General features: G+C 65.3%; 10 protein-coding genes. 1 reads left to right on the forward strand and 9 read right to left on the reverse strand.

The window, feature by feature from the left end; translation table 11 throughout:
• The first annotated feature begins 93 nt into the window (after window positions 1–93).
• Window positions 94–1,644 carry an asparagine synthase (glutamine-hydrolyzing) gene (gene asnB / locus AC5RW2_RS14420; RefSeq protein WP_493963300.1) on the forward strand — a complete coding sequence of 517 codons (1,551 nt, stop codon included), beginning with the start codon at window positions 94–96 and terminating at the stop codon, window positions 1,642–1,644.
• Between the two features lie 96 nt (window positions 1,645–1,740).
• On the opposite strand, the gene AC5RW2_RS14425 is transcribed toward asnB, so the two are convergent.
• From AC5RW2_RS14425 to AC5RW2_RS14465, 9 genes are all read right to left on the reverse strand, one after another.
• Window positions 1,741–2,679 (reverse strand): glycine betaine ABC transporter substrate-binding protein, encoded by a 939-nt coding sequence (locus AC5RW2_RS14425; protein WP_493950941.1) that lies wholly within the window; start codon window positions 2,677–2,679, stop codon window positions 1,741–1,743.
• A 29-nt stretch (window positions 2,680–2,708) separates the two neighbouring features.
• Window positions 2,709–3,506 (reverse strand): ABC transporter permease, encoded by a 798-nt coding sequence (locus AC5RW2_RS14430; RefSeq protein WP_493950940.1) that lies wholly within the window; start codon window positions 3,504–3,506, stop codon window positions 2,709–2,711.
• Window position 3,507: 1 nt separating this feature from the next.
• Window positions 3,508–4,725 carry a betaine/proline/choline family ABC transporter ATP-binding protein gene (locus AC5RW2_RS14435; RefSeq protein WP_493963301.1) on the reverse strand — a complete coding sequence of 406 codons (1,218 nt, stop codon included), beginning with the start codon at window positions 4,723–4,725 and terminating at the stop codon, window positions 3,508–3,510.
• Complete coding sequence (locus tag AC5RW2_RS14440) at window positions 4,722–5,366, reverse strand: ABC transporter permease (RefSeq protein WP_493963302.1); 645 nt, start codon at window positions 5,364–5,366, stop codon at window positions 4,722–4,724. Before AC5RW2_RS14440 ends, AC5RW2_RS14435 begins: the two co-directional genes overlap by 4 nt.
• A 165-nt stretch (window positions 5,367–5,531) precedes the next feature.
• Complete coding sequence (gene glsA / locus AC5RW2_RS14445; RefSeq protein ID WP_493963303.1) at window positions 5,532–7,346, reverse strand: glutaminase A; 1,815 nt, start codon at window positions 7,344–7,346, stop codon at window positions 5,532–5,534.
• A gap of 60 nt (window positions 7,347–7,406) precedes the next feature.
• The gene (locus tag AC5RW2_RS14450; RefSeq protein WP_493963304.1) at window positions 7,407–9,134 is read right to left on the reverse strand and encodes an alkaline phosphatase D family protein; all 1,728 of its coding nucleotides are present in this window, start codon (window positions 9,132–9,134) and stop codon (window positions 7,407–7,409) included.
• A gap of 99 nt (window positions 9,135–9,233) precedes the next feature.
• Window positions 9,234–10,037: a hypothetical protein gene (locus tag AC5RW2_RS14455; protein WP_493963305.1), complete on the reverse strand. Its 804-nt coding sequence runs from the start codon at window positions 10,035–10,037 to the stop codon at window positions 9,234–9,236.
• Window positions 10,034–10,576, reverse strand: a complete 543-nt coding sequence (locus AC5RW2_RS14460; RefSeq protein ID WP_493963306.1) for an RNA polymerase sigma factor — start codon at window positions 10,574–10,576, stop codon at window positions 10,034–10,036. Before AC5RW2_RS14460 ends, AC5RW2_RS14455 begins: the two co-directional genes overlap by 4 nt.
• 83 nt (window positions 10,577–10,659) lie before the next feature.
• Window positions 10,660–11,250: a hypothetical protein gene (locus AC5RW2_RS14465; protein ID WP_493963307.1), complete on the reverse strand. Its 591-nt coding sequence runs from the start codon at window positions 11,248–11,250 to the stop codon at window positions 10,660–10,662.
• Between the last annotated feature and the right edge of the window lie 406 nt (window positions 11,251–11,656).

Here is an 11,656-nt window from a genome sequence, read left to right on the forward strand (position 1 = left end):
GGAGAGGCGCCATCGGCCGCTGGCTATGCTGGAGGAACCGCGTCGCAGCGCCACGAGCCGGACAGAGAGCCGGCCGCGCGCGACGCCATACCTGTGTGGGCAAGCGAGAAGGCGGGATGCAAAATTTCGGGCATAGTGGCAGCTTACGGAGACTTTGACGCGACAACGGGCGAACGAATGCTGGACAGACTGGCACACCGCGGGCCGGACGGTTCGGATTCGCGGCAGGTGGGACAGTCGTGGCTGGGAAGCCGCCAGTTGATGATTGTGGATCGCGAGCACGGGCAGCAGCCGCTGTCCGGGCGCGACGGCGGGACGTGGCTGGTAGGCGACGGTCAAATCTACAACTATCAGAGGATCCGCGAGCGGCTGGGGGCCGAGCGCTTCAGAACACGGTCCGATCTGGAGGCCGCGCTCCAGTTGTACGAAGAACGTGGCATCGCCGCCTTCGAGAAGCTATGGGGCCCGTTTGCCTTGGTGATGGCGGGCGGCGACGGGAGGTTCGCCGCCACCCGGGACGTCCTCGGATTGGCCCCACTGTACTGGGCGCGCCGGGAGGGGACGGTGCTGTTTGCCTCGGAGATGAAGGCGTTCGACGACGAATGGCGGCCCCTGGTGGAACCTTTCCCGCCGGGTCATGCCTGGACCCCGGAGGACGGGTTGATTGCAGGCCCGGTTTTCCCGGCCGGAGCCCCGGTGCTGCTCAAGAGCCGGCGACCGGACGAGGACCCGCCGCAATGGGTCTTTGATGCCCTCCGCGACACCCTGGTCCGGGCGATCGAACGGAGCCTGACCGCCGATGTTCCGGTGGGCGTGCTGTTGTCCGGCGGAGTTGACTCGAGCATCGTCACGGCTGTGGCGGCCCAGAAGCTGGCAGAGCGGGGGCTTACGCTGAGAACGTTCGCCGTCGGGCTGGAAGGAAGCGCGGACCTGCTGGCCGCCCGCACCATGGCGGACGCGGCCGGCACCGAGCACCATGAGTTGGTCTACACCGCCGAGGACGCGATCGAGCTGGTGCCTCAGGTCATTGCCAAGCTTGAATCCTTCGACCCCACCCTGGTGCACAGTGCGGTGCCGAACTACCTGGTGTCCCGGTTGGCGGCCGAACACGTCAAGATTGTGCTGGTGGGCGAGGGCGCGGACGAGCTGTTCGCCGGGTACACCCATTACGGCCGCCACGACACCGGCGAGGCGCTGCACGAAGAACTGCTGGAGACGATCGAAGGCATGCCCATCGGCGGGCTGCAGCGCGTTGACCGGGTGGCCGGCGCCCACGGCGTGGAGCCCCGGCTGCCTTTCCTGGACCTGGACGTGGTGGAACTGGCCCTGGCGCTGCCACCAGCGTGGAAGCTGACCGGCGAGGATCGGCCGGCGAAGTGGCTGCTGCGCAAAGCCTTCGACGGGATGGTTCCCGACGAGGTGCTCTGGCGGCCGAAGGAGCAGTTCGGCGAAGGCACCGGCATGAACGATGTGCTCCGGGAACACTTTGAGGCGTCAGTCAGCGAAGCGGATCTGGAGCGCGACGCCGGCGTCCTGGACCCGCCTCTGCGGACCCGTGAGGAACTGGCTTATTACCGCATCTTTGCCGCTGCCCTGCCGGGGATCGATGCACAGAAGACGGTGGGCCGCTTTGCGGAAGCCTGAGACCCGAGCCGCCTAGCGTCAGCATGAAGACGGCCGGTGGCCGCCAGTCCAAGAGACAGGCGGCCGCCGGCCGTGGATGGGTGCGGCGGTCGGCTGCTAGCCCGCCAAGCCTTGCTCCTTCAGCCATTCTGAGGCGACGTCGCGGGGATCTTCGCCGTCGTTGTCCACGCGGCCGTTGAGCTCGGTGATGACTTCATTGGTCAATGCGGCGCTGATCGGGGCCATGATCTCCGCAATGGCCGGGTATTCGTCCAGAGTCTCCTGGCGCAGGGTCATCGCACCCTGGTAGGGGACGAAGAAGTCCTTGTCATCCTGCAGCACTGTCAATTGGTTGGAGACGATTCTGGCGTCGGTGGAGAAGACTTCACCGAACTGGCAGGATTCGCCGACCTGCGGGTAGATGAGGTTCAGGTCGAGCTCCACCACCTTGCTGAATTCGAAGTCGTAGGCCTTTTCCAGGCCCGGGAGCCCGTCGTCGCGGTTGATGAACTCGCTGGCAGCGCAGACGGCGCCTTGGTCCGGGTTCTCCTTGATGAACGCGGCGGCTTCGGTCATGTTGGTGATGCCTTCGGCCTGCGCAAATTCCGTCTTCGCGGCAATGCGGTAGGTGTTTTCGAACGGTGCCGGTTCCAGCCAGGCGATGCCGTTCTCGGCGTCCTCCTTGGCGACGGCATCGTAGAGGTTTTCCGGCACGTCCTCGGTGGTGTGGCCCAGGACATTGACCCAGCCGGTTCCGGTGTAGTCCCAGTAGAAGTCCACCTGGCCCGACTCCAGGGCCTCGCGCACGGTTGCACTGCCGGAGATTCCGGTCTTGTCCTCAACCGTGGCACCGGCATTTTCCAGCGCGACGGCGGTGATCTGGGCCAACAGGATGGATTCGGTAAATTCCTTGGAGCCCGCGGCGAATTTCGCGCCCGCGAGCTCGCCGTCACCGGTCGAGCCGCCGGTGTCACCGCCGCCGCACGCCGTCAGCAGCAAGGCCAGGCCGGCGCCCAACGCGGCGAGCGCCGTCTTCGGTGAAGTTTTCGCTTTCATCGTTCCTCTTTCGTCGTGTCGGTGATGGTCTAAAGCCCCTTCGGGCGCAGGAAGTCTTCGGCGATGCTCGCCAAGTAATCGATCAGCAATGCCAGTATCGCGGTGAGCGTTGCGCCGACAATCTGGATCAGCACGCGGTTCGTCGACAATCCGGCCACGATGATGTCTCCGAGTCCGCCGGCGTTGATATAGGTCACCAGGGTGGCCGTGCCCACGTTGATCACCAGCGCAGTGCGGACACCGGCCAGGATGATGGGAACAGCCAGCGGCAGTTCGAGCCGGCGCAAGACGCCGAGCTTGGAAATTCCCATGCCGCGCCCGGCCTCCAGCACGGAGTCGTCAACCTGTTCCAGGCCCACCATGGTGTTGAGCAGCACAGGAATGATGGCGTAAAGCACCAGGCCCACGATGGCGGCCTGGAACCCCAGAAACAGAAATCCCACGGCCAGCAGGACCAAGACCGCGATGGTGGGAACAGCCTGCCCCAAGGTCAAGAGCGTAATCAGGTATGGCCGGACCCGGCGGGTGAAGGGACGGGTGAACAAGATCCCCAACGGAACGGCAATGACGAGCGTCAACAGCGTGGAGACTGCGGTCAGTTGCACGTGTTCCCACACCGCGCTAGCCAGATTGGCCGGGGCCAGCACGCGCGCCTCAATGCTGTCCAGTTCCTGGCTACTGACGTACAGATACAAGGCGAGGCAGGCCAGCGCCAAGAGCACCGGCATCACCAGATAACCGGTCAGGGTGCGGTGTCGCGTCCTGGCCGGTGTCTGCACAACAAGGTCCCGGTCGTGCGCCGTGTCCTGTGCGGTCGCCCCGGCCATGTCATTCACCCGCCTGTCCAGCGCCGGCCATCTCGCCCAGTCCGGCACGGGCGCGGGTCACCGCGTTTTCCCGCATTGCCCGGATGGCTTCGTTGATCTGCTCGATATCCACCACGCCCTGGTAGACACCGTGCGAGTCCACGACAATCGTCACGCTGTAGCGGGCGGTAATCAGCTCGTTCAGTGCATCCGACAGGGTAGCGCGCGGTTCCAGCACTGCTTCCGGCGGCAGCCCAATTCCATCCAGCGCGCGTGTGCCTGCCCGATGCAGGTCGTCCGCACCGACCCAACGGCGCGGCCGTCCGGCCTCATCAAGCACCAGCAGCGCAGAGCGGTCGCTGCGCCGCAGTTGCTCCAACGCTTCCTGCGCGGGTGTGTCCATTCGGACGGTCGGCCACTGCGTCAGCCCGATATCGGACACGCGGCTAAGGTTCAGCCGTTTCAACGACGCGCCGTTGCCAATGAAGTCCGAGACAAAGTCATTCGCGGGAGCGGTCAGAATCTGTTCCGGAGTGTCATATTGGGCAATTCGGGAGTGGTCTTGGAGGATGGCGATCCGATCACCCATCTTGATCGCTTCATCGATGTCATGGGTGACAAACACGATGGTCTTGCGCACCTCCGACTGCAGGCGCAGGAATTCGTTCTGCAGCCGGTCGCGGGTGATCGGGTCGATGGCACCAAACGGTTCGTCCATCAGCATGACTTCCGGATCAGCGCCCAGGGCACGCGCCACCCCGACACGCTGCCGCTGTCCGCCGGAAAGTTCCTTGGGATAGCGGTTGCGGTACGTTGCCGGTGGCATATTGACCATTTCCAGCAACTCGTCCACCCGGGCGGAAATCCGTTTGCTGTCCCAGCCCAGCAACTTGGGCACTGTGGCTACGTTGTCGCCGATGGTCATGTGCGGAAACAAGCCGACCTGCTGGATGACGTAGCCGATGCGGCGGCGCAGTTGGTCCGGGTCGGTGGAGGTGACATCCTCGCCGTCAAGGATGATCTGGCCCGAAGTGGGTTCGATGATCCGGTTGATCATCTTCATGGTGGTGGTCTTGCCGCACCCCGACGGGCCGACCAGCACCACGATCTCGCCCTCGTAGATGTCTATGGTCAGGTCGTCGACCGCGTTGTCCTGCTGTCCGGGAAACCGCTTGGACAGGTTTTGCAGGCGGATCTTCACCGGGCGGGGCTGCGGGGTCTGATGTTCAGGCAGGGTCATCGGATTCCTCTGGAGGTAGTCAGCTTGCTAACGGTGTAGAACAGCAGATCGAACAAGATGGCGAGGACAACGACGCCCAGGGCGCCGGCCAGCACCAAATTGACGGCCACGGGCGTGCCCACACGCGCCAGACCGGTGAAGATCAGCTCTCCGTAACCGGGGCCCAGCACGATGGCGCCGATGGCAGCAATGCCCAGCAGGACCAGGGTGGTGACACGGATGCCGGTGATGATCACCGGCCACGCCAACGGCAGTTCGATCCGCAGCAGCCGTTGGACACGGCTCATGCCCATGCCCTTGGCCGATTCGACGATGGCAGGGTCCACTTCGCGCAGCCCAGTGATGGTATTGCGGACAATGGGCAGCAGGCCGTACAGGGTGAGCGCGACGACCACGGGCGGGGCGCCCAGGCCCAGTGGGCCTATGAGGAGGATGAACAAGGCAAACGAGGGAACGGTCAGGAAGGCGCCGGTGACAGCGAGGACTAATTCACGCGGCCGTTCATGCCGATAGGTGAAGATGCCCAGAGTGACGCCAAATAAGGTGGCGAGCACAACAGACACGCCCACGAGCACCGCGTGCTCGATGCCCAATTCCAGCATGTCGTCGGCCCGGTTAACGAGGAATTCGAAGAAGTTCACGCATTCCTTTCTGCAGCCTCCGCCGGGAGCTAGGCACGGCTAGACCGCGGCGGGTGTGGGTTCTGGTGCCGAATGTGGCGGGTGGTACGACTGCCCTTAACTCTAGTTGATCTGTGCTGCCGCCCGCCCGGGCCGGTTTTCGGTTACGGCGTTGGGGCTGAGCACTCAGTCGCGAATCCGGACAGCCGTCTCCCGCAGGAACTGGTCCACCCGTGTGTAGGCATCCCGGGTGAGCGCTTTCCACAGACGCATCGCCAGCCGTGGGTCCCGTTCCTCCAGTTCCTCAATTGCCTCGGAGGAAAGCACCATGAGCTCAACCGGGCCGTCCGCTTTCTCGGTGGTTTCTTGCCGGTCTTCGCTGCCCAGCGCCAGTTCGCCGAATGTCATGCCGGCGCTCAGCGTGCTCAGCTTGACCCGTCGTCCCTCGGAGTCGGTGACGATGGTGCTGATCCGTCCGGAGACAATGAAGTACACGCCGCCAAACCGTTGGCCGACCCGGCGAACGATCTCGCCGTCGTCGTACTTGGCGGGCTCCATGCGTTCCACTAGCGCCACAATCTCATCCGGCTCCAGCGTGCCCAAGGCCAGCGAGTGCTCCACCGGCACCGACGTTGGCACGCCCAGCGGATCACCATAGCGGGAAATGAGCCGGTTTTCGGAGAACTCAACCGCGCCGGTGCGGGTATCGAAGACCGGCACGGGCCGACCGGTGTCGGTGAAGACGTCGGCGAGAGTGGCTTCGGGATCGATCAGCAGCAGTTCACGGTTGTCCGCGGCCAAGTTTTCCTCCAGGCGGGCGAACATGCGTAGTGCCACGCCGCCGATTTCATCTACACGGCGCAGGTCCAAGAGCACCAGTTCAACATCGTCCGGGAGTGAGCTGATCTCCCGGACCATCGATTCCGTACCGGCAAACAGCAAGTCACCGCTGAGCTCGATCACTTGCGCGCGATGACCGTTCTCCCGCAACACCTCGGCTGACTCTTCCGTGCGGCGAATGCCGGAAGGGACGGTCGTGATGTCGTAGCTTGCGCGGATCGCAGAACGTCCGGCACGCGCCGAGCGGACAAAGTGCATTTCCATGTCCTCCGACAACCGCCGGCTCACGGCAATGCCGCGGACCGACCCGCCGTGGGCGTCGAGCGGCGGGGAAAACACAGCTACTCCTACCTGGCCGGGAAGCACTGCCAAGGTGCCGCCGCCGACGCCGGACTTTGCCGGCATCCCGACATGGCTGACCCAGTCACCGGCGTCGTCGTACATGCCCGAGGTCATCATGACGGACAGCACTCGTTCCACCGGCCCGATGTCCATGACGTGGTTGCCGGTGACCGGGTTGGTGCCGCCGTTGGCCAAGGTCGCCGCCATGATGGAGAGGTCCCGGCAGGTCACCTGCACCGAGCACTGGCGCAGGTAGTTCTCCAACGCGGTAGTTGGGCTGTCTTCGATGATGCCGAACGAGCTCAGCAGGTAGGCCAGCGCGTGGTTGCGGTCGCTGTTGCGCAACTCGGCTTCGAACACGCGCGGGCTGCTCTTCAGCTTCCGGCCGGCGAAATCAGAGTACGTATTGACGATCCGTTTGATGGCTGACCGACCACCGGAACCTTTAATCATTCCGGTGACGGCGAGCGCACCGGCATTGATCATCGCGTTGGCGGGGCGGCCGGTACCTTCGGCCAGGGAAATCTCGTTAAACGGATCCCCGGATGGCTCCACATCCACTTTCTGGTCCACGGCGTCGAACCCAAGCTCGGCCAGCGCGAGCGCATAACTGAACGGCTTGGAGATCGACTGCAGCGTAAACTCCTTGCGCGTGGTTCCCACTTCATAGACGTAGCCGTCCACGGTGGCCAGGCAGATCCCGAAGTCGTCCGGATCGACCACCGCGGAGGCAGGACCAACCAGGTACGGGGTGCCGTCCCGGAGCTCAGAGACCTCGGCGTGCAGGGTGCGCAAGTAGCTGTCGATCGGCGATTCCATATCACCAGCGTAATTGGGGTGCAGGGTGTCCGGGGCAGCTGCCCGGTCCAGCCTCACGCCTCATTGTGTAGCCAGGCTGTTCCGCGCTGGGATGGTCATTGCAGCCACCTCTTTGAGCCGCGGGTGCAGGTGGTCGCCGTCGTCCACCACCCCTGTTTCCCACCGGATCCTCAGGCCGTCGCCATAGTCCTCGAGGCTGGCCAGGTTGTTGTCGAACCAGGGCCGTTTGAGACCCTTCCAGGAGAACGGCGGTTTCGGCACTTTGGCCCCCTTGGCCACCAGTGCACCGACCGGGGCGGCAACGCCGTAGGACATGAACGCGGTGAAGTAGCGCAGGAACCGGGGCAGCGGATTGCGGACGGGGGAGCAGACGGCCTGAATGATCCGGCTGCCCGAGGACCGCTGGACCTCGGACACGTAGGAGAAGTGGACGTCGCCCGAGAGGAAGGTGACGGTCTCCGGCGAAGGCCCGCGTCCGCCGTCGGCCACCTCCTGCACTATCTCTGCCACCTTCCGGAAGCTGCGCTGGAAGGCCGCCCAATGCTCCAGATCCACGGCCTGCCGAAGCTGCTCGCCGATGGCTGCGGGGAACCGGCCCCAGGCTCCTCCGCTCAGCGCCTCGTTCCAGGACTCGATGTGGTGCAGGCCCTGGGGGAGCAGGAACGGCAGCGAGGTCCCGATCAGCAGGTGCTTGAAACCGCCCTGCAGTTGCCCGTCCAGCCAGGCCATCTCCTCCGGGTCCAGCAACGCGCGCCGCTCCGGCTCCAGTTCCCGGGCCGCACGCGAGTCCATTACCACCAGCCTGGTTCCGCCGATATCGCGCGTGAAGCTCCACCGGTAGGTTTCCGGGTGCTGGTCCGCCCGCTCCGCGAAAGCCTCCAGCGCGTCGGTCAGGTCCAGTTCGGTCCGGTGCAGCTCGGCCGAGTCCAACTCGCCGTCGCCGGTGTGGTTGGTTACCTGCTGCCACAGTTCGTCCTGAACACGCTGTTCCGGCGACAGGTTGCCGAGGTGTTGGTAGACCCAATAAGACGCCAGACCGGAGACGATCCGGCCGTGCCACCAGGCCGTTTCCTCCATCTGCCGCTTCCAGGCCTGCGACGCGTTCCAGTCGTCACGGATGTCATGGTCGTCGAAGATCATGGCGCTGGGCACGGTGGACAGCAGCCAGCGGTTGGCACCGTCCGACCACGCGAGCATGTACAGGTGCGCGTACTCCTGATAGTCCTTGAGTTCCGCGCCCGGCGGTTCCTTGATGTCGCGCCGGGACCGGATGAAATCCTGCATTGCCTCGGTGGTGGAATCCGCATAGACCTGGTCGCCGAGGAAGAGGACCAGGTCCGGCCACCGGGAGTTGTTCCCCGCGGTGTCCCCGGCTTGGCCGGTCGTCGCTCGGTGCAGCGCGTACGCCCGCAGCGCGTCCACGCCATGTTTCCGGTTGCCCGCAGCGTCATGCTCGGTGCTGGTGCGGCAGGACCCGAACGCCAGGCTGAGCGGGCGCCCCGGCGCGAGGGTGCGGATCACCGGCGGCGGGTACGGCGAGTCCGGTTCCGGCCAGGCGGGAACGTCGTCGACCTCAAGCCGGTACGGCGTAGCGCTCCCGGGCTCCAGCCCGTCGACCTCGACCAGCGCATAGTGGTGGCCGTGCACGGCAAAGGTGCGTGCCTGACAGGACCGATCTCCAACAACGACGGCGATGCGGGCCGCTTCGCGGGTTTCCACCCAGACGCTGGCGGTCGTCTGATCCACGTAGCGAAGCATCGGGCCGAGTACCAGCGGCGATAAAGCCATGAATCCTCCTGCCTGATCTGACAGAACGGTGTCCCTCTGGGCGACACTCTGCCATTATCCGCGGTGCGCCGGAAGAGCAGAACGCGGCAGGCCGGCCGGTTAGCGTTGCGGTTCGGGTACGACCGGCAGTTCGGGGATTCGCGCCGGATCGGGCGAGGGCAGGCTGCCGTCCTGCAGTGGAAAGTCCTTGCCCGGGTGTTCGTTTAACCGGTCCGGCGTGGTCGGAGCAGGCAGCGTGCCGTCAAACGGAGGAGCGCCCGGCACGCGAAGTGGCGAGGCCGGAGGGTGCTCCACGCCGTTGTGCCCGCCCGTGACCGACCGGTGGTGCTCGCCCGGGGTTTCGGTTTGCTGCCCGGGCGCCAGGGAGCGTCCCGGTGCTACCTGTTCGGTTGCGTCGGTGGCGGGGGAATCTGCTTCCTTTTTGGCCGTTGCATCGTCGGCCGAGCCAGGGCGGTTCTCGGGGCTGTTGTTTTTCGACTCATCCTGGCCGGGCGCGGCAGGGACGCCGGCAGGACGGCCCAGCTCGGAGTAATCTGGGGCCTCGGCTTTACCTGGGGACGGCGCGAAGAAACCGACGACGTTTTGAACGGCCTGGTCCGCCGCAGCCCGGAAATCTGGGTTGGCCGCGGCCACTCCGGAGACGCCGAGGCCGGTCCCGGCCAGTGCGGCCGCGACCATCAGGGCACCCCGGACGTTGCGGCGCCGCCGCAGCGGGACGACCGGGGCAGCCGCCGTCGTCGTCATGAAAACCATCAGTTCCGGAGACGGATGAGGCGCCGAATAAGCTTCGCCGGCAGCGCGGAGGGCCAGCAGGGAGGATTCGAGCTGGTCAGAAGGGGCCACTTCGGCCTCATCCAGCAACCGGCGGACCGCATCGTCACCGGGAACCTCGAGGTGTTTCACAGTAGGGCCTCCTTCCTTTCCACCACGGATTTCAGTTTCAACAGGGCACGCCGTTGCAATTGCTTGATAGAGCCGGTGCTCCTGCCCATGATTTCGGCGACCTGTTCCAGCGACAGATCCGCCACCACGCGCAGCAGCAGCACTTCCTGTTGGTCGGGCTTCAGCTCTTTGAGTTGGCGGCCCACATCGCTTTCGCCGAGCGTCTCCAGTAGCACCGTTTCGGCTGATTCAACCGCCCGCCGATCGGCGTCGGGATCATAGGGCGAGAGTTGCGGTTGACGGGCACGGCGCCGGACATCGTCCACATAGCGGGCGTGCGCGATGGAGAAGGCCAGCGTGCGCAGTCCTTGGAAGCCGCCGCGCACAGATCCGATCCGCGAGAAGAGGGCCAGGAAGACCTCCTGCACCGCGGCTTCGTGATCATCCAGACCGCGCACTTTCAGGTACCCGGTGATACCGGGAGCCAGCGCCGCGTAGATCTCGCTGAAAGCCTCGGCCGTTCCTGATTGCGCAGCAGACACAACGTCGTCGGAGAGCATGCGAAGCAAACTAAGGTCCTTGCAACTGCGGGCGTCGGGTGCGGCGGCTTCAGTGTAGCCACCGCACCCGACAGCGTGCGAAATTACTGTCCGGCGTCGACCTTGACGGTAGCTGCACCGCGGAGTTCGGCGCGGGCTTCTGCCGCCTCGGTGCGGGCGTCGATCTTGGCCTGGGCGTCGGCGTTGGCGGATTCCGGCAGCTCCGGAACGGCCGGGATGGCGGGGACGGCGGGAGTGGCGGACTCGCCGTCGACGCCCGGAATGGCCGGGGTTGCCGGGACAGCCGGGGTCACCACGGCGCCCGAGCGGAGCTCAGCGGCGGCGCCAGCCTCATCGGTTCCGGCCTCGGCGCTGGCGTCGGCGCCGGCCTTCGCGTCAACGTCGGTGCCGTCCGCGCTCACGCCGGCGTTGGCGTCCGCGTTAGCCTCAACATCGGCCCCTGATTTGACGCCCTGCACGGCGGGCGTGGCCGGGACAGCCGGAACGGCCTGCTCACCGTCAGCGGCCGGAATAGCGGGGGTGGCCGGGACCGCGGGAGTGGTGATGGCGCTCGCGGTTTCCCCGGCAGTCAGCGCGGGCGCGGCAACGGCAGCGCCCGCTCCGCCAACGGCAATGACGGCGGCCAAAGCGGCTCCCTTGGCGGGCAGGCTCAGGGTACGGAAACGATTCGTCATGGATCTCCTCGATTTGTTGCTTGGCGCACGGCTGGCGGAAGCCCGCAGCGCGCCCGTACACCTGTCTAATCGAGCAGGGGAGGTGAAAGGTTACGCTTCCCCGTTTATTTTTTTGGCGGGGTAGACCCAAGCGTCTTGGCGAGGTCCGCCAGGCACAGATTTCGCCGACGAAGCCGGTGCCATCCACCCCTTTTGTCCTCCACAGACCGGTTAGCCGAGCGCCCGATCCACAACCGTCCGATCACACCGCAAACTGTCGTACCCGGCGCATAGGCTGTTTTCAGTTGTAGTTCAGCACCAAACGTTGGCCACCGAAGTGTATGTTCGGTGGCGTCCGTGGACTCGTGTTCCATGACCACTCGTATTCCTCGGTCGTGCCCTGTGGCACGCAGAAGATTGAGACGCT

Source organism: Arthrobacter sp. B0316-1-20 (genome assembly GCF_059091865.1).

What these genes read in the sequence shown, in the direction of transcription:
- AC5RW2_RS14425 (WP_493950941.1), bottom strand. Translation starts at nt 2,679, where the DNA reads ATGAAAGCGAAAACTTCACCGAAGACGGCGCTCGCCGCGTTGGGCGCC.
- AC5RW2_RS14430 (WP_493950940.1), bottom strand. Translation starts at nt 3,506, where the DNA reads ATGGCCGGGGCGACCGCACAGGACACGGCGCACGACCGGGACCTTGTT.
- AC5RW2_RS14435 (WP_493963301.1), bottom strand. Translation starts at nt 4,725, where the DNA reads ATGACCCTGCCTGAACATCAGACCCCGCAGCCCCGCCCGGTGAAGATC.
- glsA (WP_493963303.1), bottom strand. Translation starts at nt 7,346, where the DNA reads ATGGAATCGCCGATCGACAGCTACTTGCGCACCCTGCACGCCGAGGTC.
- AC5RW2_RS14450 (WP_493963304.1), bottom strand. Translation starts at nt 9,134, where the DNA reads ATGGCTTTATCGCCGCTGGTACTCGGCCCGATGCTTCGCTACGTGGAT.
- AC5RW2_RS14460 (WP_493963306.1), bottom strand. Translation starts at nt 10,576, where the DNA reads ATGCTCTCCGACGACGTTGTGTCTGCTGCGCAATCAGGAACGGCCGAG.
- AC5RW2_RS14465 (WP_493963307.1), bottom strand. Translation starts at nt 11,250, where the DNA reads ATGACGAATCGTTTCCGTACCCTGAGCCTGCCCGCCAAGGGAGCCGCT.